This window comes from Pseudomonas fortuita (genome assembly GCF_026898135.2).
GTDB classification, from domain to species: Bacteria; Pseudomonadota; Gammaproteobacteria; order Pseudomonadales; family Pseudomonadaceae; genus Aquipseudomonas; species Aquipseudomonas fortuita.
Genome location: NZ_CP114035.2, coordinates 2,165,580 through 2,192,438, shown reverse-complemented (window position 1 = coordinate 2,192,438; position 26,859 = coordinate 2,165,580). Strand labels below are relative to the sequence as shown.

At 62.6% G+C, this 26,859-nt stretch carries 22 protein-coding genes and 1 pseudogene; 13 read left to right on the top strand and 10 right to left on the bottom strand.

Translation table 11 applies throughout. The features are described 5' to 3' along the window. The first annotated feature begins 128 nt into the window (after window positions 1-128). From OZ911_RS10095 to OZ911_RS10085, 3 genes are read left to right on the top strand one after another with little or no spacing between them, the layout of a single operon-like run. Window positions 129-821, top strand: coding sequence for an AzlC family ABC transporter permease (locus OZ911_RS10095; RefSeq protein WP_024717703.1), 693 nt, complete (start codon window positions 129-131; stop codon window positions 819-821). Further along, window positions 818-1,132, top strand: a complete 315-nt coding sequence (locus tag OZ911_RS10090; RefSeq protein ID WP_010953340.1) for a branched-chain amino acid transport AzlD family protein — start codon at window positions 818-820, stop codon at window positions 1,130-1,132. Before OZ911_RS10095 ends, OZ911_RS10090 begins: the two co-directional genes overlap by 4 nt. Then, window positions 1,129-1,974: an AraC family transcriptional regulator gene (locus OZ911_RS10085; protein ID WP_016485957.1), complete on the top strand. Its 846-nt coding sequence runs from the start codon at window positions 1,129-1,131 to the stop codon at window positions 1,972-1,974. The genes OZ911_RS10090 and OZ911_RS10085 overlap by 4 nt, the downstream gene beginning before the upstream one ends. 47 nt (window positions 1,975-2,021) lie before the next feature. On the opposite strand, the pseudogene OZ911_RS10080 reads toward OZ911_RS10085, so the two are convergent. Beyond that, window positions 2,022-3,238 (bottom strand): annotated as a pseudogene (locus tag OZ911_RS10080) (MFS transporter). 402 nt (window positions 3,239-3,640) lie between these two features. Here OZ911_RS10080 and OZ911_RS10075 point away from each other — a divergent pair. Further along, window positions 3,641-3,868: a hypothetical protein gene (locus OZ911_RS10075; protein ID WP_024717704.1), complete on the top strand. Its 228-nt coding sequence runs from the start codon at window positions 3,641-3,643 to the stop codon at window positions 3,866-3,868. A gap of 123 nt (window positions 3,869-3,991) precedes the next feature. Here OZ911_RS10075 and OZ911_RS10070 read toward each other — a convergent pair whose 3' ends face one another. From OZ911_RS10070 to OZ911_RS10050, 5 genes are all read right to left on the bottom strand, one after another. Further along, window positions 3,992-4,474 (bottom strand): copper chaperone PCu(A)C, encoded by a 483-nt coding sequence (locus tag OZ911_RS10070; RefSeq protein WP_016485955.1) that lies wholly within the window; start codon window positions 4,472-4,474, stop codon window positions 3,992-3,994. After that, window positions 4,475-5,083: an SCO family protein gene (locus OZ911_RS10065; protein WP_016485954.1), complete on the bottom strand. Its 609-nt coding sequence runs from the start codon at window positions 5,081-5,083 to the stop codon at window positions 4,475-4,477. A 221-nt stretch (window positions 5,084-5,304) separates the two neighbouring features. Next, entirely contained in the window at window positions 5,305-5,889 is a 585-nt protein-coding gene (nfuA, locus tag OZ911_RS10060; protein WP_012271640.1) for a Fe-S biogenesis protein NfuA, read from the bottom strand. A gap of 58 nt (window positions 5,890-5,947) precedes the next feature. Then, window positions 5,948-6,982, bottom strand: coding sequence for an acyltransferase family protein (locus tag OZ911_RS10055; RefSeq protein WP_016485953.1), 1,035 nt, complete (start codon window positions 6,980-6,982; stop codon window positions 5,948-5,950). Window positions 6,983-7,189: 207 nt separating this feature from the next. Continuing rightward, window positions 7,190-9,490, bottom strand: a complete 2,301-nt coding sequence (locus OZ911_RS10050) for a fatty acid cis/trans isomerase (RefSeq protein WP_016485952.1) — start codon at window positions 9,488-9,490, stop codon at window positions 7,190-7,192. Between the two features lie 176 nt (window positions 9,491-9,666). On the opposite strand from OZ911_RS10050, the gene metH reads away from it, so the two are divergent. Both metH and OZ911_RS10040 read left to right on the top strand, forming a co-directional pair. Beyond that, entirely contained in the window at window positions 9,667-13,374 is a 3,708-nt protein-coding gene (gene metH, locus OZ911_RS10045) for a methionine synthase (RefSeq protein WP_016485951.1), read from the top strand. A gap of 167 nt (window positions 13,375-13,541) precedes the next feature. Then, complete coding sequence (locus OZ911_RS10040) at window positions 13,542-13,757, top strand: DUF2970 domain-containing protein (RefSeq protein ID WP_016485950.1); 216 nt, start codon at window positions 13,542-13,544, stop codon at window positions 13,755-13,757. Between the two features lie 377 nt (window positions 13,758-14,134). Here the strand turns inward: OZ911_RS10040 and OZ911_RS10035 are convergent, their stop codons facing one another. Next, complete coding sequence (locus OZ911_RS10035) at window positions 14,135-15,211, bottom strand: ABC transporter substrate-binding protein (RefSeq protein WP_016485949.1); 1,077 nt, start codon at window positions 15,209-15,211, stop codon at window positions 14,135-14,137. A gap of 213 nt (window positions 15,212-15,424) precedes the next feature. Between OZ911_RS10035 and OZ911_RS10030 the strand changes: the two genes are divergently transcribed. From OZ911_RS10030 to OZ911_RS10005, 6 genes are all read left to right on the top strand, one after another. Next, the gene (locus OZ911_RS10030) at window positions 15,425-17,077 is read left to right on the top strand and encodes a nitrite/sulfite reductase (protein WP_016485948.1); all 1,653 of its coding nucleotides are present in this window, start codon (window positions 15,425-15,427) and stop codon (window positions 17,075-17,077) included. Then, complete coding sequence (locus OZ911_RS10025) at window positions 17,061-17,555, top strand: DUF934 domain-containing protein (protein ID WP_016485947.1); 495 nt, start codon at window positions 17,061-17,063, stop codon at window positions 17,553-17,555. Before OZ911_RS10030 ends, OZ911_RS10025 begins: the two co-directional genes overlap by 17 nt. 249 nt (window positions 17,556-17,804) lie before the next feature. Next, window positions 17,805-18,608 (top strand): 2,5-didehydrogluconate reductase DkgB, encoded by an 804-nt coding sequence (gene dkgB, locus OZ911_RS10020; protein WP_023047804.1) that lies wholly within the window; start codon window positions 17,805-17,807, stop codon window positions 18,606-18,608. 215 nt (window positions 18,609-18,823) lie between these two features. Beyond that, window positions 18,824-19,288, top strand: coding sequence for a nuclear transport factor 2 family protein (locus OZ911_RS10015; RefSeq protein WP_023047803.1), 465 nt, complete (start codon window positions 18,824-18,826; stop codon window positions 19,286-19,288). Between the two features lie 148 nt (window positions 19,289-19,436). After that, entirely contained in the window at window positions 19,437-20,666 is a 1,230-nt protein-coding gene (locus tag OZ911_RS10010; RefSeq protein ID WP_016485944.1) for an MFS transporter, read from the top strand. A gap of 36 nt (window positions 20,667-20,702) precedes the next feature. Further along, window positions 20,703-21,476, top strand: a complete 774-nt coding sequence (locus OZ911_RS10005) for an AraC family transcriptional regulator (protein WP_016485943.1) — start codon at window positions 20,703-20,705, stop codon at window positions 21,474-21,476. Between the two features lie 45 nt (window positions 21,477-21,521). On the opposite strand, the gene OZ911_RS10000 is transcribed toward OZ911_RS10005, so the two are convergent. After that, window positions 21,522-22,484: an aliphatic sulfonate ABC transporter substrate-binding protein gene (locus OZ911_RS10000; RefSeq protein ID WP_060518820.1), complete on the bottom strand. Its 963-nt coding sequence runs from the start codon at window positions 22,482-22,484 to the stop codon at window positions 21,522-21,524. 14 nt (window positions 22,485-22,498) lie between these two features. Continuing rightward, window positions 22,499-23,455, bottom strand: coding sequence for an ABC transporter substrate-binding protein (locus OZ911_RS09995; RefSeq protein ID WP_024717708.1), 957 nt, complete (start codon window positions 23,453-23,455; stop codon window positions 22,499-22,501). A gap of 324 nt (window positions 23,456-23,779) precedes the next feature. On the opposite strand from OZ911_RS09995, the gene OZ911_RS09990 reads away from it, so the two are divergent. After that, the gene (locus OZ911_RS09990; protein WP_060518822.1) at window positions 23,780-25,693 is read left to right on the top strand and encodes a tyrosine-protein phosphatase; all 1,914 of its coding nucleotides are present in this window, start codon (window positions 23,780-23,782) and stop codon (window positions 25,691-25,693) included. Window positions 25,694-25,751: 58 nt separating this feature from the next. Here the strand turns inward: OZ911_RS09990 and OZ911_RS09985 are convergent, their stop codons facing one another. Next, window positions 25,752-26,723: an AraC family transcriptional regulator gene (locus OZ911_RS09985; RefSeq protein ID WP_016485939.1), complete on the bottom strand. Its 972-nt coding sequence runs from the start codon at window positions 26,721-26,723 to the stop codon at window positions 25,752-25,754. Window positions 26,724-26,859: the final 136 nt, after the last annotated feature.

Genomic DNA, 26,859 nt, shown 5'->3' with positions numbered 1-26,859 from the left:
CGCAGCACGAGGCTGCTCCTACAGGGCTTGTGTTTGCCTTGAAATCAAACCCGATCAGCAAGATCGTTCAAGCCATCCCCCGCCCCGTCTGGCATGCTGATCTGCCTCGTACACGCGTTGCAGCCATCATGCCCCACATCGCTCGCCAAGCCTTCCTTCACGGCGCTATCGCCATCATGCCGTTGTCCCTGGCCGTCGCCCCCTGGGGCCTGCTGGCCGGTTCCATGGCCATCGAGGCCAACCTCAGTGCCTGGCAGGGGCAAGGGCTATCGGCCATCGTCTTCGCCGGTGCCGCGCAATTGGTCGCCATTGGTATGCTCAAGGGCGGCGCCAACCTGGCGTCGATCCTGCTCACCACCCTGCTGCTGACCTCGCAGCACCTGCTGTATGGCCTGTCGATGCGCCCGGTGCTGTCCAGCCAGCCATTGCGCTGGCGGTTGGGCCTGGGCTTTCTGCTGACCGACGAATTCTTCGCGTTGACCAGCCAGTACGACCAGCAGCAATTCAACCGCTGGTACGCCTTGGGGGTAGGCCTGACGTTCTACGTCGCCTGGAACCTGTTCACCCTGGCCGGTATCCTGCTGGGCCAGAACATTCCCCACCTGGACCAACTCGGCCTGGACTTTTCCATCGTCGCCACCTTCGTCGCCCTGATTGCACCGCTGGTGCGCAACCTGCCGACCGTGGTGTGCGTCGCCGTGTCGCTGTTCTGCTCGGTCCTGTTCAGCCACTGGCATTGGGAAACCGCCCTGGTGGTCGCAGGCCTGCTGGGCATGAGCGCCGGGTTCATCTGCCAGAAATTTGCCGGAGCCCGAGCATGACCTGGATCCTGATTTTCGCCATGGGCGCCATTGTGTTCCTCAACCGCTACGCGTTCCTGGAGCCACGGCTCCCCTTGCGGCTGAGCTCCAACGCCCGGCAGTTCCTCGGCTTTGCCGTGCCGGGCATGCTCACTGCCATCTGCGGCCCGATCATCTTCATGCCCGACCACCAGCTCAACCTGAGCCTGCTCAACCCCTACCTGCTGGGTTCTCTGGTGGCCATCGCCCTGGTACTGTTGACCCGCAGCGTGTTGCTGAGCATGCTGGTGAGCATGTTGATCTTCTTCCTTCTACGCAGCTGGCTGGCATGAACCCGCCCCTGCGCGAACAGACACACCTCTGGCAAGCGCCGGCCCTGGGCGACGTCGAGATGCTGCACGCGCGCTACGTCCAGCAGCGGTTCGCCCCGCATGTGCATGAAGGCTATGTATTCACCGTGATCGAATCCGGCGCCCAGCGCTTCTGGCACCGGGGCAGTGAGCACCTGGCGCCGGTCGGCAGCATGGTGCTGATCAACCCCGACGAGCTGCATACCGGCGCCACCGCCCATGAGGCGGGCTGGCGTTATCGCGGCTTCTACCCCGAGCACGAGCGGGTCACCGGTGTACTGGACGAACTGGAACTGGGCCGCCACGGCATGCCCAGCTTCAAGGACAGCGTGATCCACGACCCGGCCCTGGCCATCGCCTTCAGCCAACTCCATCAGTTGTCCGAAAACGGCGCCAGCGCCCTGCAGCAACAGACCGCCTGGCGCCAGGCGGTACTGGCCCTGGTGCAGCGGCACGGGCAATGCGCCGAACCCTCGGCCCCCGGCCACGAACCCCTGGCCGTGGCCCGCGCCCGCGAACTGCTGGAAAGCCAATTGGCCGACCCGCCCTCGCTCGAAGCGCTGGCGGCAGCCGTCAACCTGTCGCCCTTCCACTTCGCCCGGGTGTTTCGCCAGGCCACCGGCCAGCCGCCGCACGCCTGGCTGAAGCAGCGGCGCCTGGTCCGCGCCCGGGAAATGCTGAAGAGCGGCCTGACCGCTTCGGAGGTGGCGTTCGACCTTGGCTTTGCCGACCAGAGCCATTTGAGCCGGCAGTTCAAGCAGGCCTACGGGGTGACACCAGGGGCGTATCGGCAGGCATGCGCTCACTCGGCATTACCCGCCTGACGCCCTGCAACTCAAGCTTGCCCCATGCGCCAACATCGCACGTCGGGCTATTCACGATGGTCGCCATCAAGGGAATGTGCTTTCAGGTTCCAGCGCACTGGCGCGATGAACAGCATGAGCGTCATCCAGATCAAGGTGGCCGGCCCCGCAAGCACAAAGACCAGGCTGGCAACCAGCCCTGAAGCGGCGTCACCAATGACAGCTGTGAAGTAATAGAGGGAAAAATTTCTGCCAACTTCCTGCTCGTTCGACAAGCACTGGATGTTGGTCACGATCGCGATGTCGACAAATGCCCCCATGAAGCCGACCATGAACAAGAACAGCAGAAACAGCCAGCTGTTGAATTGCAGTGCCACGGCTGCAGCAAAAAACAGTGCGCCGTACAGCACCCAGTAACGCACCACCAGTCGTGCGGTTGTGCGCGGGTTGAAGCGTGTGTAGAGCATGCCACCCAATACGGTGCCTGCAGCAAGCAGTGAAAATACGTAACCCACCGCCGCTTCAGAGGCGAAGTGTTCCAGCACTGACGCAGGAAGAATGAAGCGAATCACCGACGTGGCGAACATCGCACAGAGCGTGGTGCAGCCAATAACAGCAAACAAAGGCGCATTGCTGACCCTGAGCTGACTTACACTACGCGCCGCATCCCGGACAATGGCGCGCCCATCGAATACCTGCCGGACGCCCTGCCTGGCAGGCCCAAGGGTAGCGATGGAAATGGCCGACAACACCAGGCACGCCGCAAAGAACAGGAAGGTTGCTTCGCGAGACAGCAGTGACACACATGCCGAAAACACCAGAGGCCCGATAATCGAGGCAGCATCCTCGATCACCTGAATACCGCTGTTGACCGAGGCCTGCTGTTGCTTTGCGACAAGTTCGGGAAAGTACGCGCGAAACGCAGGCACATAAAGGCATTCGAGCGCTGTCATCACATCGCAAGGCCGACCAGGACCGGTAACACGGGTGAGGACAAGCTGAACAAGGTAAAGAAGGCAAGTGCCAGCAGGCCTTTGGCCGCCTCTACCGCCAAAAGTATTCGTTTCTTGTCGGCGCTATCTGCCAGCCAACCGCCCAAGGGTGAACACACCATGCTCGGCAAGTAGCGGAAGAAATAGGCGATGCCAATCAAAAGCAGATCCGCCTCGGTCATGGACACGATTGCCACAGCAAACGCAGCTTCGAACGCAAACTCACCACATTTGGAAAAGCAATAGCCCACCGCCAGAGAACGTGTTCCGGGGTTACGACTCAACGCCTGCATCATGGCTGTATTCCTGAGCCAGCGGTTTAGGTCGGCTGAATTTAGAGTTCATTCAACACCGGGCTCAACGCTAAAGTTGTAACCATTGCGGCACGGCCAGCGCAGGAAAATTCAGGCTTGGAATATTCCTACACCCATTAATTAATGCCGAAAGCAGGCCTACCCCTTGCAAAACTGCATCGCAGAACTATTCAGCACACCTGATCAAGCAGTGCAGGTTGGTACCGCATGCGGAGTGGTGGCAACGGTTTAAACATTGCGTTTATCCGCCCAAAATAGCAACTCGATGTTACTTGGGCAACGGAGCGGCCATTTTTCCGCGTTTTCGCCATGTCCTCCAGAGGCAGCAGGAGCCCCGCCAACCCTCTGCTACACTGACAAGGCTGAATGGAGGATCCTGCCATGTCCGAAAGAGAGCTCACCACCCTCCTGTCGCTGATGAACCAGCGCCAGGCCTGCCTGAACAGCGCCTGCAAGGAGATTGCCGACTGGATCGACCGGCAGGGCGATGTGCCCGCCGCCGGCAAGATCCGCGCCAGCCTGAAGGCACTGGAGGCCGATGAGGCCCAGGTTCGAAAGACCCTGACCTCGCTGACACTCGACAGGCCGCTGCCCAAGTTTCGCAGCTGATTGAACCAGGGGCCGCCGTGGGAGCGAGCTTGCCCCGCGAAGGAGACAACGCGGTGAATGGCACCGGCTTTGCCGGTGTTCGCGGGGCAAGCCCGCTCCCACAGGCTGCCCCGTTCAACGTTATCAGTGCTTCATGTGCATGTGGTCATGCCCACCGCCGGCCTCGGCGTTGAGCGGACGCACTTCGGCCTGCACGTCGAGGGTTTCCTTGGCCCCTTTGGCATCCTCGATGGTAAGGGTCAGCGGCACTTTATCGCCTTCCTTCACCTGTTCGTTCAGGCCCATCAGCATCACATGCAGGCCATTGGGGTCCAGGGTCACGGCCTTGCCGGCCGGCAACTCGACAGCCTTCACCTCACGCATGCCCATCACGTCGCCGTTCATGGTCATTTCGTGCACCTGCACGGTCTTGGCCACGGGCGAAGCCACGCTCACCAGCTTGCTGTCGCTGCTGGCGGTCAGGGTCATGAAGGCACCGGTGGACTGCTGGTGCGGCACGCTGGCACGGACCCAGGCATCGCTCACGGTAGTCTGGGCCAGGGCCGGCAGGGCCAGACCCATCAGTGCCAGGGCAGCCAGGCCGCGTTTGATCGGTTGCATCGACATTCAGCAGATCTCCATCAGGGTAACCAGGTCTTCGGCGCATTCCTTGGCATTCAGGGAATGGCCCAGGCTCAGGCGCAGGGTGCCACGCGTATCGTAGACGTAGCTGGTGGACGAGTGAGAAATCGTATAGGTGTCACCGGCCGGGACCTTCTCGTAGAACACCTTGAACTCCTTGGCCACTGCGGCGATTTCTTCCGGGGTGCCGGTGAGCGCGGTGAACGTGGGGTCAAAGGCCTTGACATAGGCATCGAGCACCTCGGGGGTGTCGCGCTCCGGGTCCAGGGTGATGAACACTACCTGGAACAGGTCGCGGTCGCGGCCTCTGAGCAGCTTGCGGATTTGTGCCGCGCGCGCCAGGGTGGTCGGGCAAACCGCCGGGCATTGGGTGAACCCGAAGAAGATCATCGGCATGCTGCCGTAGAAGCTCGACAGGGTGCGCACGTTACCTTGCGGGTCTTTGAGGCTGAACTTGCGCCCGAGGATTTCGTTGCTCATGTTCTTGCCGTACTTGAACTCGAGCCCCCGGGCCGGGCTGCAGCCTGCCAGCAGGCCAAGCCCGAGAACGCCCATCCCGGCGACAACGGCGCGCCGGGTGTATAGATCATTCATGAAACCATCCTTTACAGGGAAGGTGCCGACCCTCGGGACGGGCCGGCTGAAAAACCGGGGCATTCTGGCATGACACCCCAAGGGGTTCTACCCGACGAAGGCGGGGATGGCCTGCAGCCCTTTGAAACCGGGCTGCGGCCTGTTGTCGCAGGGGTTGAAACCGTAACAGTTTGTTGCTAAGAGAGCCGCATTTACGCGAACCCTACAGGAGCGCGTCGACGTCAGTAGTAGGCGTTCTCTTTCTGGGTGTGGTCAGTCACGTCACGCACGCCCTTGAGCTCCGGAATACGCTCGAGCAGGGTGCGCTCGATGCCTTCCTTCAGGGTGACATCTGCCTGGCCACAACCCTGGCAGCCGCCACCGAACTGCAGCACGGCAATGCCATCGTCGACCACATCCACCAAACTGACCTGGCCACCGTGGCTGGCCAGCCCGGGGTTGATCTCGGTCTGCAGGTAATAGTTGATACGCTCGTTGATCGGGCTGTCTTCGTTGACCATCGGCACCTTGGCGTTAGGCGCCTTGATGGTCAGCTGGCCACCCATGCGGTCGGTGGCGTAGTCGACCAGTGCGTCTTCCAGGAACGGCACGCTGACTGCGTCCAGGTAAGCGGTGAAGCTCTTCAGACCCACGGCGGTGTCGTCAGGCTTCTCTTCGCCCGGCTTGCAGTAGGCAATGCACGTCTCTGCGTACTGGGTGCCAGGCTGGGTGATAAAAATGCGAATGCCGATGCCAGGCGTATTCTGCTTGGAAAGCAGATCGGCCAGGTAATCATGGGCGGCGTCGGTAATGGTTATAGCGCTCATGTAGGTTCCTCACAGACTTGCGGCCAAGTGTACGCCAACCCGGCCCTTGAACAAAGTCCTAGTAATTGACTCGGGAAAGCGCATATTCACGGGATGGCCCCCGTGGCGCCGCCAGCCAGGCCTGCATGCGCCGGTACAGGCCGCGCTCCAGCCACCGGTAGCTGAACCACGACATTAGTCCAATGGACGGCACGCACAGGGCAAATACCAGATACGGGTTCAGATGCAGGCGCTGGCTGGCGAACCAGCCGGCATACAGCACCAGGACATGAATCAGGTACACCGAGTACGAACAATCGCCAAGGGCCTTGAGCAGCCGATTGCCTTGGAACAGTGGCTCCAGGGCCACAAAGGCCAGCACGATCATCGCACTTGGCACCCCCCAATGCAGCAAGCGCTGGGAAGCGTCCAGGTGGTAGATCGCCAGGCTGGCCACGCCCAGCAAAGCCAGCGGCAACCACCTGCCCTGGCGGATCATCCCGCGACGGTACAGCACGCCCACACCGATGCCGAGCAGGAACTCGTAGATGATGTCGTTGTTGTAGAAGCGGCTGACCACACCCATGCGCCCCAGTACCTCGCTGACCAGTAGCAGAGCAACGGTAACCAACAGCAAGTGATGCCGTTGGCGTACCAGGAAGGCCAGGCCGAAAAGCAGGTAGAAAAACATCTCGAAGTTCAGCGTCCAGCCCACGTTCAGGGTCGGGTACAGGCCATAGCCTCCGGGGTTCTCCGCCGGGATGAACAACATTGACAAGAGCAGGTGATGCCAGGCGAATTCCTGATGCGGCATCCATTGGCTGAAGGCCAGCAGCAACGCGGCCATCAATGCGGTGTAGAACCAGTAGGCAGGAACAATACGCAGCACCCGATTGAGCAGGAACTGGCGCGGTTCGATGGTTTTGTCGCGGGTCGACAGGTAGATGACCAGCCCGCTGATGACGAAGAAGATGTCGACCCCCACGGCGCCACGGTCGGTGAGCAGTTGGCCGATGGGGCCGGTGGCGTGGAAGTCGAAGAAGATCTGCATGAAATGGTGGCAGACCACCACCCAGGCGGCGAACGCCCGCAGTGCCTGAAGCGAATACAGCATGAAATACCCTGCGCTTGCCGGTGTATTGAGGCCTTCGGGAGCGCTTTACGCTCCATCGCCGGCACGCCAGCTCCCACAAAAACCGCGCACGCCTGAGCACTACGCAGGCCTGTGGGAGCTGGCTTGCCGGCGATTGGGCTGCATAGCAGCCCCCGGACCACCCACCATTTCCGACCGCAGGGTACTCGGAAAGGTCAGCCTACCCGATCAGAGGTTCTCATAGCGGTTCATGTCCAGCACACCCGCCTCGACCGGCGTGGTCTCCTTGATGAAGCTGTTCAGGTCATGGAAGTAGCGCCAGAACTCAGGGTGACTGCGGCGCACGCCCCAGCGCATGACGATGCGCTCGAACCTGGCTGCATCGTCTTTCGCATATTCCAGGTCCTCGACAAACTCCGCCACATCCTTGGTCGGCACGTTGAAGATGAAGTTGGGATAGCTGCTGAGCACGCCCGGGTACAGGGTCAGGGTATCCAACCCGGGCTGGTAGCGGTACGCCTCACCCAGCAGGAACGCCACGTTGCTGTGCGCGCGGTTGCGCAGCAGGCTGTACACCTGGCGCTGGCCGCCCTGCCCTTCGATGCGCAGCATGGTCGCTTCGGGCAACTGGTTGATCACCTTCAGCCCCGCAGCCGGGCGCGACACCAGGCGGCTGAGCGACTGCTCGGCATTGCGGAACTCTTCGCTCACCTGCGGTCGTGAGCAGAAGGCGCCCTGGCAGCGGTTTATCGGGTCGGGCGCAGCATTCAGGCTGCCGGTGCGCTGCAGCAGTTTCAGGCCAAAATCGCGCTTGGGGTTACGCGCGTCCAGCGAGATGCCACTGGGCGTGTCGGTGTCGATGTCTTCATAATCCATCCACATCTTCACCTTGCCGCTGTTCTGGTACCAGTCGCCGAGGATGTCCTTGCGCTTTTCGGCCGGCATCAGGCGCAAGAAGTTGACTTCGGCGCCATTGCGGATCAAGTCAAAATAAAGGCGCGTCTGCAACTGGTGCGAAACATTGCCGTACACATCGAAGTTGACCGCCAGCTGGTAGTAGGTGCGCTCGAACAGCGGGTAGTCGAACAACCACATGGTCAGCGGCACATCACCGATCAGGCCCTTGGTCACCGAGGCACTGTCGAAATGGCGGAAGATACTGAGCAGCGCGTTGTCGTTACCGGCCCACAGCGTCGACCACCCTGGCGCCGGCATGTCGGCATAGGCGTCGCGACGCAGCTTTTCGTACTCGTTGCGCTTGTCGCGGTAGGCGTGCCACAGGCTCAGCACGCTGCCCACATCATCGATCTGCCCAGGCATGGCCAGCAGCGGGGTGGCCTCGCCACGGTACTTGGCATCCGTGATGTAGCGGTCGAAGGCGGGCTCCTGGAACAGTGCCCAGAAGTTGTCGCGGATCACGTCGGTAGCAATCTGCCCGCGGCACACCGGGCCACGGATGAACGTACGCACGAAGTACTCGGCGTTATCCAGCATGAACTGGTAGCGCGCCACTGCCGGGATTGCCTCGAACGTTTCAAACGGGTTGGCGCGGTGACGCGGGCCGTAGCCTGGCAGCGCGGTAGCATGCCAGTCACCGGCGTAGAACAGCTGCTTCACCCGCTTGAGCTTCTGCGGCCCCATCGGGTAGGTGATGTGCGTCTTGTGCACGATCACGCCCTGCACCGGGATCAGGCGGTAATAGAAGTCGGTGCCGGGTGGGTCGTTGGGGCGACGCGTGGCAATGATGTCGGCCGGCTGGCCGCTGGGCGTGCGTGACCGCACCCACTGGAAGAAGTGGCCCTGCTCGCCGCCGACGAAGTAGATGTGCGCCAGGAACAGGTGCTCGTAAAGCCAGCGGCCGACCAGGGCCTCGGTGGAACCCGGGCGGTTGAGCAGTTCTTCCCACTCGGCGATCTGCCTGGCTTCGGTTTCGCTTGGCTTGATCGGTTGATACTCAACAGGCGCCCCGGCCGCCAGCCAGCGGCGCATGGTGTCGTATTCCTTGTCGGTCAGCCCGGTAACGGCCAAGGGCATGCCCTCCTTGGGATGGGCACCGGCATAGGCGTCGAACTCATGGGGCAACGGGCACATGTTGTTGCGGCTCAGGCCCAGCACAATGTCCTCGGGCAGTTTGGCATTGGGCGTGAGTGGGGTCTTGTGCCCCAGCTCCAGCATGCGCGCCATCAGCGCGGCCTGGCTGCCCTGGTTGTCGAGCACCGAGTAAAAGCCTTTCTTGCGCCATTGCTCCTCGCTATGGGCGTCGTAGAACAGCCGCGTGGTAGGCACCGCCTTGCTGCGGTCGCCCTCGTAAACCGGGACCTTGCTGGCACCGCGTACCGCGCCTTCCGGGCTTTCCAGCTTCAGCTGGCAGGCGGCGTCGTTGCAGGCGTGGCAGGCCACGCATTTCTCGGTGAAGATCGGCTGAATGTCCCGGGTATAGGAAATGGCCGGGCTCGACTGGGGGGCTTGCCCGAACACCACGCTGCTGATGAGCAGAGCGAAGGCGCCGGCAAGAATACGATGCACCATGTGCGAAAAGTCCTGGGTCCTGAAAGCTGTCACTGTTGTTGCCTGGTCGTCTTTGGGTGCTGTTAATCGCGCCAGCAACATGAGCAGTTTTCATGCAAATGGGCGGTGCGCCTAAAAACCGCGCAACTTTGATATGATTCTGCACCTTCTGATATTTGCCCGACCAGGTAGTTCCTATGTCCGACCGCAGCGCTCGTCTCCAAGCACTCCAGAACGCCCTCAAAGAGCGCATCCTGATCCTCGACGGCGGCATGGGTACTATGATCCAAAGCTACCGTCTCGAGGAACACGACTATCGTGGCACGCGCTTCGCCGATTGGCCAAGCGATGTAAAGGGTAACAACGACCTGTTGCTGCTCAGCCGCCCGGACGTGATCGCCGCCATCGAGAAAGCCTACCTCGATGCCGGTGCGGATATTCTAGAAACCAACACCTTCAATGCCACGCAGATTTCCCAGGCCGACTACGGCATGGAGTCGCTGGTCTATGAGCTGAACGTGCAAGGCGCGCGCATTGCCCGCCAGGTAGCCGATGCCAAGACCCTGGAAACGCCCGACAAGCCGCGCTTCGTCGCAGGTGTACTGGGCCCTACCAGCCGCACCTGCTCGATTTCCCCGGACGTCAACGACCCCGGCTACCGCAACGTCACGTTCGATGAGCTGGTAGAGAACTACATCGAGGCCACCCGTGGCCTGATCGAGGGCGGCGCGGACCTGATCCTGATCGAAACCATTTTCGACACCCTCAACGCCAAGGCGGCCATTTTTGCCGTGCAGCAGGTGTTTGAAGACGACGCTATCGAACTGCCGATCATGATCTCCGGCACCATCACCGACGCCTCTGGCCGCACCCTGTCGGGCCAGACCACCGAAGCGTTCTGGAACTCGGTGCGCCACGCCAAGCCGATTTCCGTGGGCCTGAACTGCGCCCTCGGCGCCAAAGACCTGCGCCCTTACCTGGAAGAGTTGTCGACCAAAGCCGACACCCACGTTTCCGCCCACCCCAACGCCGGCCTGCCGAACGCCTTCGGCGAGTACGACGAAACCCCGGCCGAAATGGCTGCGGTGGTCGAAGAGTTCGCAGCCAGCGGCTTCCTCAACATCATCGGGGGTTGCTGCGGTACCACCCCGGGCCACATCCAGGCCATTGCCGAGGCCGTGGCCAAATACAAGCCACGCGAGATCCCGGAGATTGCCAAGGCCTGTCGCCTGTCCGGCCTGGAACCGTTCACCATTGATCGCCAGTCGCTGTTCGTCAACGTCGGCGAGCGCACCAACATCACCGGTTCGGCCAAATTCGCCCGGCTGATCCGTGAAGAAAACTACACCGAAGCCCTGGAAGTCGCCCTGCAGCAGGTCGAGGCCGGCGCCCAGGTGATCGACATCAACATGGACGAAGGGATGCTCGATTCCCAGGCGGCCATGGTCCGTTTCCTCAACATGATCGCTGGCGAGCCGGACATTTCCCGCGTGCCGATCATGATCGACTCCTCCAAGTGGGAAGTGATCGAAGCCGGCCTGAAGTGCATTCAGGGCAAAGGCATCGTCAACTCCATTTCCATGAAAGAAGGCGTCGAGCAGTTCAAGCACCATGCCCGCCTGTGCAAGCGCTACGGTGCCGCCGTGGTGGTCATGGCCTTCGACGAAGTCGGCCAGGCCGACACCGCCGCGCGCAAGAAGGAAATCTGCAAGCGCAGCTACGACATTCTGGTCAACGAAGTGGGCTTCCCGCCGGAAGACATCATCTTCGACCCGAACATCTTCGCCGTTGCCACGGGTATCGAAGAGCACAACAACTACGCCGTCGACTTCATCGAGGCCTGTGCCTATATCCGTGACCACCTGCCCCATGCGCTGAGCTCGGGCGGTGTGTCCAACGTGTCGTTCTCGTTCCGTGGCAACAACCCGGTGCGCGAGGCGATCCACTCGGTGTTCCTGTTCCACGCCATCCGCAACGGCCTGACCATGGGTATCGTCAACGCCGGCCAGCTGGAGATCTACGACGAGATCCCGGCCGAGCTGCGTGAAAAGGTCGAGGACGTGGTGCTCAACCGCACGCCGGAAGGGACCGATGCCCTGCTGGCCATTGCCGACGACTACAAAGGCGGCGGCGCCACCAAGGAAGTCGAAAACGAAGCCTGGCGTTCGCTGCCGGTCGGCAAGCGCCTGGAGCACGCACTGGTCAAAGGCATCACCGCGCACATCGTCGAGGACACCGAGGAGTGCCGCCAGCAATGCGCACGCCCCATCGAGGTCATCGAAGGCCCGCTGATGAGTGGCATGAACGTGGTTGGCGACCTGTTCGGTGCAGGCAAGATGTTCCTGCCCCAGGTGGTCAAATCGGCCCGCGTGATGAAGCAGGCGGTGGCGCACCTTATCCCGTTCATCGAAGCCGAAAAAGGTGACAAGCCAGAAGCCAAGGGCAAGATCCTGATGGCCACGGTAAAAGGTGACGTGCACGACATTGGCAAGAACATCGTCGGCGTGGTGTTGGGCTGCAACGGCTATGACATCGTCGACCTCGGCGTGATGGTGCCGGCCGAGAAAATCCTGCAAACCGCCCGCGACGAAAAATGCGACATCATCGGTCTGTCCGGCCTTATTACCCCGTCGCTTGACGAGATGGTCCACGTTGCCCGCGAAATGCAGCGCCAGGGCTTCGAACTGCCCCTGATGATCGGCGGCGCCACCACGTCCAAGGCGCACACCGCAGTCAAGATCGAACCCAAGTACAGCAACGACGCCGTCATCTACGTCACCGATGCCTCGCGGGCGGTCGGCGTGGCCACCCAGTTGCTGTCCAAAGAGCTCAAGCCGGGCTTCGTCGAGAAAACCCGCCTGGAATACGTGGATGTGCGCGAGCGCACCGCCAACCGCAGCGCCCGTACCGAGCGCCTGAGCTACGCCCAGGCCATCGCCGCCAAGCCGAAGTACGACTGGGCCGGTTACCAGCCAGCAGTGCCTTCCTTCACCGGCGTCAAGGTACTGGAAGACATCGACCTGCGCACCCTGGCCGAATACATCGACTGGACCCCGTTCTTCATTTCCTGGGACCTGGCCGGCAAGTTCCCGCGCATTCTCACCGACGAGGTGGTCGGTGAGGCTGCCACCGCGCTGTACAAGGATGCCCGCGAGATGCTCGACAAGCTGATCGACGAGCAGCTGATCAGCGCCCGCGCGGTGTTCGGCTTCTGGCCGGCCAACCAGGTGGCCGATGACGACATCGAGGTGTACGGCGAGGACGGCCAGGCGCTGGCCACGCTGCACCACCTGCGCCAGCAGACCATCAAGCCCGACGGCAAACCCAACTGGTCGCTGGCTGACTTTGTCGCGCCAAAAACCAGCGGCGTCACCGACTATGTGGGCGGGTTCATCACCACTGCCGGCATTGGTGCAGAGGAAGTGGCCAAGGCTTACCAGGACAAAGGCGACGACTACAGCTCGATCATGGTCAAGGCCCTGGCCGACCGCCTGGCCGAAGCCTGCGCCGAGTGGCTGCACGAGCAGGTGCGTAAAGAGCACTGGGGCTATGCCCGCGACGAACACCTGGACAACGAAGCGCTGATCAAGGAGCAGTACCGCGGCATCCGCCCGGCACCGGGCTACCCGGCCTGCCCCGACCACACCGAAAAAGAAACCCTGTTCCGCCTGCTCGACGGCACCGCCATCGGCGAAACCGGGCCGAGCGGTGTGTTCCTTACCGAGCACTTTGCCATGTTCCCGGCGGCGGCGGTGAGTGGCTGGTACTTTGCCCACCCGCAGGCGCAGTACTTTGCCGTTGGCAAGGTCGACAAGGACCAGATCGAGCGCTACAGCGCGCGCAAAGGGCAGGATGTGAGCGTAAGCGAGCGCTGGCTGGCACCGAATCTCGGGTACGACAGCTAAGACTGTGCCGGCTTCCTCGCGGGCAAGCCCCCCACAGGTAAATCACTGCCCTGGCGGTTTGTGCCGAACCTGTGGGAGCGGGCTTGCCCCGCGAAGAGGCCGGCACAAGCAACCTTAGCGCCATTGCCTACACTGTTCCTGATTGCCTCTGATCTTCAGGAGCTACCATGGATGATTCCAGCCAGGGCAAACCCCCAACCTTCTGGCAGATGCTGCACAGCATCCTCGCCGCCGCCTTCGGCGTGCAAAGCGGCAAGAACCGCACCCGCGACTTCACCCACGGCAAAGCCAGCCATTTCATTGCACTGGGGACGCTCTTCACCCTGATTTTCATCATGGTGCTGATCGGCCTGGTGCAACTGGCCCTGCACCTTACCCGCTAGCCTGTCCCGGCCTCATCGCCGGCAAGCCAGCTCCCACAGGTTTTCTGCAGCCTCAGGGCCTGCGCTGTACCTGTGGGAGCTGGCTTGCCGGCGATGAGGCCGGGACAGGCCACACAAAAACGCCCGCAGGACATCCCCCCGCAGGCGCTGTTGCTACATCACGGTCTGAAAGAGAAGTCTACTGGTGGCTGACCCAATACACGGCAGTGACCACCACCAGGACGATCAGGCAGAGGATCGCCCAGGCGTCGACACTGCTGTCAGCTTTGCGGACCTTGGTTGAGTTTCCCATTGCATTGCCTCTTGTAGTGGTTATGGGAATGCACTTCACAACCAGCAGTTAAGACGAGCAATGCCCTTCCCTCAAGCAGGGTCTTTCAATACTCGACCGGTGACGTCAGGAACGGGTACTGGTAACTGGCCGGCTGCCCTTCGGCGCTGTAATTCAGAAAATCGACGCCGTAGTCGTCCCGCTCCAGCAGTTTCAGCCACCGCCTGGCCTTGGCCTGATCGATCGCCTGCAACACCGGGGCACTGTGCACACGCTGGCCGTCGCGGTTCAGCGCCACCCCGTGGGCATCATCGTGCAGCATCACCATGGCCCAGCCACCCAGGGTGAAATGCCCACCCATCAGCACGCTCAAGCGCCCATCGATGCGCGCACGCAAGGCCTCAGGCGAACTGTTGACGACGCCGAACAGCACATCACGCCCCGGTGTGTGCCCTGCTTCCTCGAACGCCTGCATGGCGCCAAAGCCCATCTCGTCGTTGGCCGACCACACCAGGCGGGTGGCCGGGTAACGCTCCAGCAATTGCTGCGCCTGTTCATAGGCACGCTGGCGGCTCCAGCCGCCGTATACCACCTGACGCAGGCGCACCTGAGGGAAGTCGGCCAGGGCGCGGCGCATGCCCTCCTCGCGCAACTGCGAGGCCGGTGTGGTCTTGAGCCCGGCAAAGGCCACCAGGTCCACCGGCCCTGCGTCGCGAGGCAGTTGCGCGACCATCAGGCGCAACATCTGGAAGCCCGCCTGCTCATCGTTGCTCATCAGGGTACCCAGGGGCTCGGCGTACTTGTCCGGCTGGGCCTGTATGCTACGGGCCTGGCTGGCGGTCAGGCCGTTGTTGACCAGCAACAGCTTGACCCCGGTACCACGCGACAGGCGCAGGATTTCCGGTGCCACGTACTGCTCATTGACCAGCACCAGGTAGTCTGGCCGCTGCGCCCCACTCAAGATCGCGCGGGCCTGGGTCAGCACCCGGTCGGCTCGGCGCTCGCTGTACTCAACGCGCAGGGACATGCCCAGTTCGTCCGCAGCGGCCTGCATGAAGCGGGTGTAGCTGGTCCAGAATGTCTCGGTGGACAGCCCCGGATTGAGGAACACCACCGAGGCCGGCTGCGCATTTGCCGCCAGTGGCAGGGCAAGACACAAGCTTTGGCACAGGGCCTTGAGCATGGGGTCACATCTCTGCGAAGCAAACGCCGGATTATAACCGCCTGGCTGCGCCCGGCGTACAAATGGCAGTCAGTCTCACATAGTCCATTTGGTTCTTTTCATATGCAAAAACATCACTTTAGCGCATAACCGCAACCTGATATCGTTCCACGGCTCCGTACCGGAGTGCGCGGCCGTGCGCGCGAATAGCTGCATGCCTGAGACAGGACTTTTATGTACGTATACGACGAGTACGATCAGCGGATCATCGAGGACCGCGTCAAGCAGTTCCGTGATCAGACCCGCCGCTACCTGGCCGGTGAGCTGAGCGAAGAAGAATTCCGCCCTCTGCGCCTGCAGAACGGCCTATACATCCAACGTTTCGCACCAATGTTGCGTGTCGCCGTGCCGTACGGCCAGCTGAGCGCCCGCCAGGTCCGCACCCTGGCGAAGATCGCTCGCGACTACGACAAAGGCTACGCGCACATCTCCACGCGCCAGAACGTGCAGTACAACTGGCCGGCACTGGAAGACATTCCGGACATTCTCGCCGAGCTGGCTACCGTGCAGATGCATGCGATCCAGACCAGCGGCAACTGCCTGCGCAACACCACCACCGACCAGTTCGCCGGTGTGGCCGCAGACGAAATCATCGACCCGCGCCCATGGTGCGAGATCGTCCGCCAGTGGACCACCTTCCACCCGGAATTCGCCTACCTGCCGCGCAAGTTCAAGATCGCCATCAACGGCTCGCAGGAAGACCGCGCCGCCATCGAAGTGCACGACATCGGCCTGGAGCCGGTGCGCAACGCTGCTGGCGAACTGGGCTTCCGCGTGCTGGTTGGCGGCGGCCTGGGCCGTACCCCGGTGGTCGGCTCGTTCATCAACGAATTCCTGCCGTGGCAAGACCTGATCAGCTACCTGGACGCCATCCTGCGCGTGTACAACCGTTACGGTCGCCGTGACAACAAGTACAAGGCGCGGATCAAGATCCTGGTCAAGGCGCTCACACCTGAAGTGTTTGCCGAGAAGGTCGAGGCCGAAATGGTCCACCTGCGCGGCGGCAGTACCACCCTGACCGAAGACGAAGTACAACGCGTATCGCGCCACTTCGTCGACCCGGAGTACCTGGCCCTCGACAATGTCGACTACGCCGCCCAGGACGCAGAAAACCCAGGCTTCGCCCGCTGGCGCTCGCGCAATACCCGCGCCCACAAGCGCCCTGGCTACGTGGCCGTGACCTTGTCGCTCAAGCCTACCGGCGTTGCCCCGGGCGACCTGACCGACAAGCAGCTGGACGCCGTCGCCGACCTGGCCGAGCGCTACAGCTTCGGTTTCCTGCGCACCTCGCACGAGCAGAACATCATCCTCGCCGATGTCGAGCAGCGTCAGTTGCATGCGCTGTGGCTGGAGCTGCGCGAAAGCGGCTTCGCCACCCCGAACATCGGCCTGCTGACCGACATCATCTGCTGCCCGGGCGGTGACTACTGCTCGCTGGCCAACGCCAAGTCGATCCCGATCGCCGAGTCCATCCAGCGCCGTTTCGACGACCTGGACTACCTGTTCGACATCGGCGAAATCGACCTCAACATCTCTGGCTGCATGAACGCCTGCGGCCACCACCACGTGGGCCACATCGGCATCCTCGGCGTGGACAAGAAGGGTGAGGAGTTCTACCAGGTGTCGCTGGGCGGCAATGCTGCGCGCGGCGCAAGCCTGGGCAAGATCCTCGGCCCGTCCTTCGCCCAGGATGCCATGGCCGATGTGATCGAGAAGCTGATCGCCGTGTACGTCGAGCAACGTACCGAGGAAGAGCGTTTCATCGACACCTACCAGCGTATCGGCATCGACCCCTTCAAGGAACGCGTCTATGCAGCGAATCATTAAGAACAACCAGATCGTCGACGAAACCTGGCACTTGCTGCCCAAGGAAACCTCGTTCGACGAGCTGACCAACTGCGACGACTACATCGTGCCGCTGCAGCTGTGGCGTGACCACGCCCATGTGCTCAAGGCCCGCGACGGCGGCCTGGGCGTGTGGCTGGACAGCGACGAAGAAGCGGAAGAAATCGGCGAAGACGTGCAGTACTTCCAGGTGATCGCGCTCAACTTCCCGGCCTTCACCGACGGGCGCAGCTATTCCAATGCGCGCCTGTTGCGTGACCGCTACAAGTTCAAGGGCGAGCTGCGTGCCATCGGCGACGTACTGCGCGACCAGCTGTTCTTCATGGCCCGCTGCGGTTTCGATGCGTTCGCCATCCGGGCCGACAAGGACCCGGAAGACGCGCTGCAAAGCCTCAAGGACTTCTCGGTGACCTACCAGGCCGCCACCGACGAGCCGCTGCCGCTGTTCCGCCGCCGCTGATCGTCCCGCTCCAGCGAACAGCCCGCCACCCGGCGGGCTTTTTCGTTCCTGGCCCCTGGCGTTGAAGGGCCTTACGACTCGAATCAAGTTAAACCTGCCGTTGCGCTACCTCACGCTCTGAACAGATGTGCGCGGAATCATTCTTGCCTACAGTTCAAATGACTTTGACGCAGCAGCGGCTTATTCGCTGCCTTGCGAACCTGCACACTGGCCGTCACATGATTTCCCCCACTATTCAGGAGTAACTCAATGAGCGTTCCTTCCTTCGGGCTCGGCACCTTCCGCCTCACTGGCCAAACTGTCATCGACTCGGTCAAGTCGGCCCTGGCGCTGGGCTACCGCGCCATCGACACCGCACAGATCTACAAGAACGAAGCCGAAGTCGGCCAGGCCATCGCCGAAAGTGGCGTGCCGCGCAACGAGCTGTTCATCACCACCAAGATCTGGGTCGACAACTATGCCGCCGACAAGCTGATTGCCAGCCTGCGCGAGAGCCTGGAGAAGCTGCGCACCGACTACGTCGACCTGCTGCTGATCCACTGGCCGGCGCCGGGCAACGGCGTGGAACTGCGCGAATACATGACTGCGCTGGCCGAAGCGAAGAAGCTGGGGCTGACACGCCAGATCGGTGTGTCCAACTTCAATATCGAGCTGACCCGCCAGGCCATTGATGTAGTCGGCAAAGGCGAAATTGCCACCAACCAGATCGAGCTGAGCCCGTACTTGCAGAACAGCAAGCTGGCAGCATTTCTGAATGAACAGGGCATTACCGTGACTTCGTACATGACCCTGGCCTACGGCAAGGTTCTGAAAGACCCGCTACTGGCCGAAATAGCAGCCAAGCACAAGGCCACCGTCGCCCAGGTTGCGCTGGCCTGGGCCCTGCAGCTGGGCTACGCGGTCATCCCGTCTTCGACCAAACGCGAAAACCTGGCCAGCAACCTGCTTGCCCGTGACCTGAAGCTGGGCGCCGACGACATGGCACGCATCGCCACACTCGAACGCAATGGCCGAGAAGTCAGCCCTGACGGCCTGGCGCCGGTCTGGGACTGACACCCCAACTTTTCAGCCTTGATACAGGCATTGAGGGCCGCCTTGCGGCCCACTGCCGCACAGCCAGGCCCGACTGCGCGCGGCAAGGCCATGGCTTCGTTCACAAGCCTGTATTGTTCCACGCACCGCAATTATGAAGTGTCGCGCACATCCATTCTCTGTCCAGGCACCGGCAGCTAACCTGCTAAAAACCAAACGACCTGAGGAGTACGCCGATGTCCCGACCACCACTACCGCCCTTCACCCACGAAAGTGCCATCGAAAAGGTGCGCCTGGCCGAAGATGGCTGGAACGGCCGCGACCCGGCCAAAGTCGCCCTCGCGTATACCCCTGACACGGTCTGGCGCAACCGCGTCGAGTTCCCCCGTGGGCGTGCCGAGGTCGAGGCGTTCCTCACCCGCAAATGGGACCACGAACTGGAGTACCGCCTGATCAAGGAGCTGTGGGCCTTCACCGGCAACCGTATTGCCGTGCGCTATGCCTATGAGTACCACGACGACAGCGGACAATGGTTCCGCGCCTACGGCAACGAGAACTGGGAGTTCGCCGACGATGGGCTGATGCACAACCGCCACTCGAGCATTAACGAACACCCCATCAGCGAAGCCGAGCGCAAGTTCCACTGGCCGCTGGGGCGGCGCCCGGATGACCACCCCGGGTTGAGCGAGCTGGGTCTCTGAGCCACCCAGCGGGGGTTGGAACAGCGGTGCGGGCACGGATGCCCGAAACGCGACAGTGGCTGCCTGTTCGGCGGGAGACAGGCAACCTGGGTACTGGCTAACCTGCGGCGGCAATGCCTTGTTCCCTTGCCACAGAAGAACCTTGCCCATGACAACTTCCGCCGCCTTGGCCGCCGCCCCGCCTGCCGACCAACCTCAGGGCTTTGTAGTCCGTATCGTCGGTGCTGCCGCTTTCGCCCACCTGCTGAACGACCTGATCCAGGCCGTACTGCCGTCGATCTACCCGATGCTGAAAAGCGACTTCGCGTTGAGCTTTGCCCAGATCGGCTGGATCGCCCTCGTCTACCAGGTAACAGCCTCTCTGCTGCAACCCTGGGTCGGGATGTACACCGACAAGCACCCGCAACCGTACCTGTTGCCAGCCGGTATGCTGGTGACATTGGCGGGCATCGCCCTGCTCGCCTTCGCGGGCAGCTATGAAATGCTGCTGGTGGCTGCTGCGGTGGTCGGCGTAGGTTCGGCAACCTTCCACCCCGAAGCTTCGCGGGTGGCCCGCATGGCCTCAGGCGGGCGCTTCGGCACCGCCCAGTCGACCTTCCAGGTGGGTGGCAACACAGGCTCCGCCCTCGGCCCGCTGCTGACCGCTGCCATCGTCATACCACACGGCCAGCCGGCCATTGCCTGGTTCATGCTGGCGGCTGCGCTGGCCGTGCTGGTGCTGCTGCGGGTGACCGGCTGGAGCATGCGCCACGGCCAGGCCCGGCTCAAGCGTTTCGCCGGCCAGCAGGCCCCCGGGCTGTCGCGGGGCGCCATGTGGCGCGCCGTGGTGGTGGTCGCCGTACTGATGTTCGCCAAGTTTGTTTACATCGCCTCGTTCACCAACTACTTCACCTTCTACCTGATCGAGCACTTCGGCCTGAGCGTGCAACACAGCCAGCTGTATCTGTTCGTGTTCCTCGCAGCCGTGGCATTGGGCACTTTTGCCGGTGGCCCGGTGGGAGACCGCATCGGGCGCAAGGCGGTGATCTGGGTTTCGTTTCTTGGCGTGGCACCCTTTGCCCTCGCCCTGCCCCACGCCAACCTGGCCTGGACAGCGATACTGGCGGTGGCCATCGGCCTGGTAATGTCCTCGGCTTTCGCGGCGCTGGTGGTGTATGCCCAGGAAGCGGTGCCGGGCCGGGTCGGCATGGTTTCGGGGGTAATGTTCGGGCTGATGTTCGGCATCAGCGGCATTGGTGCCGCCGGCCTGGGTGAGCTGGCCGACCGCCATGGCATCGAGTGGGTATACCAGGCGATCGCGTTCCTGCCGCTGCTGGGCCTGGTAACCGCGCTGTTGCCAGCAACCCGTTCGAAGGCCCCGCCCAGCCGCTGCTGCTAAAGTGGCGCTGCCAGGCTGCATCTATACGAGGTCACGATGGTAAAACCGCAGCGCGAATTGCTGGTGGAGGTCGATCAGTGGACCTGGGAAGTGGGTAGCCGTGCAACGGACTACCCCAGCGACTGGTTCATCGAGCCCCATACCCATGCCAAGCATCAACTGATCTATGCCATCAAAGGGCTGATGATCGTCGAGTCCGGCAACGAATGCTGGACAGTGCCACCCAGCCGCGGGGTGTGGATGCCTTGCGGCCAGGTGCATGCCATCCGCTGCGTGGGCGATGTGAAGATGCGCAGTGTGTTCGTGCGCACCGATGCGGCAGCGGGCCTGCCCCTGCAGAGCAAGGCCATCAGCATCTCGCCGCTGCTCAGCGAATTGATCAAGGCTTCGGTGGGCTTTACCGCACCCTTTGCCGAGGACTCGCGCGAAGCCCGGGTAATGCGCCTGATCCTCGACGAGATCAGCGTACTGCCGACCTTGCCGCTTAAGCTCTCGCAACCCAGCGACAAGCGCCTGCGGGTGATTTGCACGGGATTGCAAGAGCGGCCCGACGATAACGCCACTGTGGCCGACTGGGGCCAGCAACTGGGGGTGGACGAGAAGACCATCCAGCGGTTGTTCCGCAGCGAAACCGGCATGACCTTCGGCCAGTGGCGCCAACAGGCGCGGCTGATGCAGGCACTGGAGCGGATTGCCCTGGGCGAGCGGATCATCGACGTGGCGGGGGCACTGGGGTATGACAGCCCCAGTGCCTTTGCCAGCATGTTCAAGCGCCACTTCGGTACTACGCCCAGTCAGTTCTTCAAGTAGCCCTCAGTTTACAGACTGTCGGCACCGGCCTCTTCGCGCGTATCCTCAGTCAGCAGCGTGCGGCTCGAACACCGTCACCGCACGCGCATCCACCGGTTTGGGCAGCAGCCCTTCGCGGTAGAAGGCATCGGCAATACGCTGTTGCTCACCCAGGTTGCCCAGTTGCACCGGCTGCACGTCATAGCTGCGTCGGCCATTGGCCTGCTGCACCGTCGCGCTGTCCAGGTTGCCCCACAGCGGCCCCAGTACCCGGGCAGCCGCTGCAGGGTTGGCCTTGGTCCAGGCCCCGATCTCGCGCAGCGCCTGGTACACCTGCTGCAGCACTTCAGGATGCGCCTTGGCGTAATCGCTACCGGCCAGGTAGTAGCGCTGGTAACTCGCCAGCTCGCTGCCATCGGCCAGGATGCGCGCGTTCTGCTGGCGCTGGGCGCTGGCCACATACGGGTCCCAGGTGACCCAGGCATCGACCTTGCCGTTCTCGAACGCCGCCCGGCCGTCGGCGGGAATCAGGTACGCCGGGGTAATGTCCTTGAAACCAAGACCGGCCTTGGCCAAGGCCTGGATCAACAGGTAATGGCTGCCCGCCGCCTTGGTCACCGCCACACGCTTGCCCTTGAGGTCGGCCAGGGTCTTGAGCGGCGAGTCGGCTGGCACCAGGATGGCCTGGGCCGAGGGGGATGGCGCCTCACGAGCAAAATAGGTGAGCTTGGCGCCAGCTGCCTGGGTGAATACAGGCACGGTGTCGGCCACATCCGCCGACAGGTCTATATTGCCCAGGTTCAGCGCCTCCAGCAGCGGCAGGCCACTGGGGAACTCGTGCCAGCTGACGCGGATACCTTCGGCCTGCAGGCGCTGCTCCAGGGTGCCACGGGCCTTGAGCAAGGTCAGCAGGGTTGAGGACTTCTGGTAACCGATGCGCAGGGTCTGATCGGCGCTGGCGAGCGACGGCAGCAGGCAGCCGAGCAGCAGGCCCAGGGCCAGGTGGCGCAGGCGTTTGCGGTGCAGCATGGGACGTCTCCGGGTCAATGTTGGGCCAGTGAGTCAGGGGCGGGCACGCTAAAGCCACTGGCAAAGGTTGGGGCCACGTCCAGGCGTTGATTCATCAGGCCGTGGGCGTGGTAAAAGTCGGCGGTTTCCTGCTGTTCGCCGATGGTCTTCGCGTCAATCGCCTGCCAAACCAGTTGGCGCCGCTCGAACTGCAGGCGGGCAGCATCCTGCGGAAAGCCGATGATCGCAGCCAGGGTTTGTGAATAGCTGTCCAGATGCTGGTAAGCCCAGACCTGGGCGCCGGCCAGGCGCACAAGGTAGTCCTGCAATGCGGCCTTGCGAGCCGGATCACCCAGCGCCTTGTCGGTGGCGGCCAGGAAACTGTTGCCACTGGACAACCCCCGACCGTTGACCAGCACTTTGCCCTGGCCGCTCTGCTCGGCCAGCGCGGTGTAGGGTTCCCAGGTCGACCAGGCGTCCACCGAGCCATTGGCCAGGGCGATCTTGGCGTCGACGGGGCCGAGGAAGCGAAACTCCACGTCCTTTTCGCTGAGCCCGACCTGATCCAGCGCCTTCAATGCAAGGTGGTGGCCTATAGAGCCACGGCCCGTGGCGATCCGCTTGCCCTTGAGGTCGGCAGCGCTGTGCAGCGCTGCGTCGGGGCGCACCAGCAGCGCCGTGCCATACGGGTCGGACTTGTCCACGGCAATGGCCTTGACCGGCGCACCAGAGGCCAGCACGAAGAGCAATGGTGCATCGCCAATGATGCCAGCATCGATCGCGCCGGCATTCAGTGCCTCGGCCAAAGGCGCGGCGGCGGGGAATTCGGCCCAGCGGATGTCGTAAGGCAAGTCACGCAGGGCATCGGCTGCCTCCAGCTGGGCGCGCATGTTGCCTTTTTGGTCACCGATGCGCAGGGTCAGGCGGTCACTGGCAAATGCCTGAGTAGCCAGCAGTGTGGCAGCCGCGAAAAGCAGCAGGCGAGATCGAATGGACATCCGCAGTTCCTTGCAGGTTGAAGAAACTGCGAATGTAGCCGGCTAGATCAAATAAATAAAAGTAATTAAATTCATAAGCTAATATGCAAAAAACAAAAACAGGCAAACCCTCGCCTCAGCCGAAATGAAAGCAACCCTGCGTTCCAGGTCTGGCCAGTGTGTGATTAACGGGGCGCTTTGCGCCCCAGTCGCCGGGACAGAAGACGCAAAACAAGGACAGATCGCGCAAGCCTTTGCACATCACCGCAAAATGTAACATTCAGTTTCATGTTGCCCCAGGACAGTAGACAGCCTAACCCACTGCCTGAGGCCTGATCCGTGCTGCAACGTGTGCTCTGCTCCCTGTCCCTGCTTACCCTTGCCATTTCCACCGCCCATGCCGCCGAAGCGCTCGCCACCCCACGCCTGGCCGGTATGGATAATTTCCGCGACCTCGCCGGCACCACCAGCGCCTACCCGACCAGCCATGACGGCACAATGCGGGCGGGTGTGTTCTACCGTGCCAACGCCCTTACCCCGACCGCCGCCGACCTGGCCACCCTCAATGGCCTGGGTATCAGCAATGTGTACGACCTGCGCACCCCAAGCGAAATCGCCAGCACGCCCGATACGCTGCCGGGCGGCGCCAGCTACACCAACATCGACATCATTGGCAGCACCACATCGGGCTCCAACATCACCAACATTTCCTTCAGCAGCGCAGAACAGGCGCGGGCGATGATGCAGGAGACCAACCGCGCCTTCGTCAGCGACGCCGGCATGCGTGGCCAGTTTGCCGTGCTGTTCAACGAACTGGCGGCTGCCGATGGCGCCGCGCTGTTTCATTGCACCGCGGGCAAGGACCGCACCGGCTGGACGGCAGCGGTGCTGCTGAGCATCGCCGGGGTGGACGAGGCCAGCATCATGAGTAACTACCTGGCCACCAACGGCTACACCGCCGCCCGCGTGGCTGCCACGCTGGCGGCGATGCCGGCGAGCATGGCCGAAATCTATGCACCGCTGCTGGGGGTCGAAGCCAGCTACCTGCAGGCTGGCCTCGATGAAATCAGCGCCAACTACGGCAACATGGACAACTACCTCAAGCAGGGCCTGGGCCTGAGCCAGGAAACGATCTACGTGCTGCGCGGCAAGATGGTGCGCTATGGTTCCCTGCCCGGCGAGGCAGGCCTGCTGGGCAACGGCGCCGCCGGCGCGCAATTGTTGCGCGAGCTGCAGGACACCTCGCTGTCGGGCAGCTACAGCGCCTACAACTACTACCTGCAATCGGCCATCGATGCCGGCAGCTTGGGCGGCGTGACCTCGACCGTTGGCGGCCAGGTGCACGCGGATGCCGCCAGCTACCTGCTGCGCCAGGGCGCCATGGTCGAGCGTGCGGCTTCGCCCTTTGCCGACAGCAGCGGCCTCAAGGCCGGCCAGGCGCGCCTGTGGAGCACGGCGCTGGCCGGCTACCTCGGCACTGACGGCTCAGCCCATGCGGCCAGCAGCAACGCGCATAGCCAGGGGTTGATGGTGGGCATGACCCAGCGCTTTTCCGAGCAGCTCAGCGGCCATGCCGGTTTTGGCTATAACCGTGGCAAGGTGGGCGGGGCCGGTGGCGAGGCCGATACCGACCTGACCTTCCTCAGCCTGGGCGCACGCTTCGCCCCTGGCGGCCTGGAGCACGGACTGTTCATCGATGCCGACATCAGGGGTGGCTGGCTCGACTACTCCAGCAAACGCGAACTGGGCGGCGGCCTGGGCACGGCCAAGGGTGACAGCCACGGTACGCTGGCTGGCGCCAGCCTGGCGCTGGGTTATCGCCTGCCCACCCATGGCGTGGTGCTGGAGCCGAGCATTGGCGTGCGGGCCAGCCACGTCGACCTGAACGGCTTTACCGAGAAAGGCAGCGAACTGGCCCTGCAAGTGGACGACCTCAAGGCAACCCGCCGCAGTGCAGGGGCCAACCTGAATGCGTCTTTCGCGCCCATCCCCGTCGGCAGCTGGCAGTGGGTGCCTGGGGTGGAAGTGGGTTACGAACATGCCCTGGGGGATCAGCAAGTGGACAGCCAGGGGCATCTGCTGGGGCTGGATATCGAGCAACGTGCGGCGTTCGACAACCGCGACCAGTTTACTGGCGGGGTGAGCCTGATGGCCAACCTGGGTGCGTTGAGTGTGGGCGGCGAAGTGGCGGCGATGGGCGCAGGCGACAGCCACGGGGTGAGTGGCAGCCTCAAGGCCAGCTACGCGTTCTAAACCATATCATTGGGGCCGCTTTGCAGCCCCGATTGGCTTTACTGACTGGTATCAGGCCTTACCTGCCGCGCCTCAACTCAGCCGGGCTTACCCCGAACGCCTGCTGGAAGTACTGGGCAAAACGCCCCGCGTTGCTGAACCCATGGCGCAAGGCTACTTCGGCCACCGACCCGCCCTCCCCGCGCGCCAGTACCTGGCGCGCGCTCTCCAGCCGTACCTGCCGCTGATAACCCACAATCGATGTGCCAGCAAAACGGCGAAAGCCATCCTGCAAGGCGCGCAGGCTGACATTGACCAACCTCGCCAGCTCAGTGCCACTGACCAAGCGCGCCGGGTGCTCGTGCAGATAGGCCATCGCCAGCTTCACATGGCGCGGCGCCAACGCAGGTGCGGGGCTGCGCAAAGCATCGCTATAGGTGTGCGGCCACGCCTCCAGCACCGCATCCACCACCATTTCCTGCAGCCGGGTGGGCATCAGCATGCCGGTATTGATCAGTTGGTCGAACTGCGTACCGGTGGCCATTTCCAGCAACGCACGTATGCCCTGGAACACCGGCAACGCCAGGTCGACCACTGGAGCAAAACACACCGGTGCCGCCAAAGGCTGGCCCAACAACAGTGACAAGCGCTCAGCAAACAACGCGCGCCGTATCGACATGCCGCACTGGGCATGGTTTTCGGCAAAACGCACGGTGCGAATGTCGCGCTTGTCGACCGCCAGCCCCACGTGGGCACCACCAATCGACTCGCCCCGGTGATCGAAAATGATCTTGCCAGCGGTGGGCAGCACGAAGGTGATCTCATCCTGTGGTGTGGGCAGGGTGATGCTGAAATCGCCGCCGTACTGCATGCGGCGCACGCTCATGCCTTCGAAGCGCCCATACACGCCCCCAATGCTGATGCCTTGGGCCAGCGGCGGCATGTCGGCATACAAGCTACCGAACATCTGGGTGAACAGGGCACCGAAATCATCGCTGCGCATGTCGCTTGTGCGAAGCATGAAGGGCTTGCGGGTCAGGCCGGAGTGCACTGTGGTTTCACCTGTGCGAAGGGGGACCCGGATGCTGCCATGGCCGTATGACAGTGACGTTAAAGCGCATTCAGCCCAGCGAGCGTACCCGCGCAGGGCCCGCGTATCACCTGATCGCGCGCAGTAACCCTGCCAA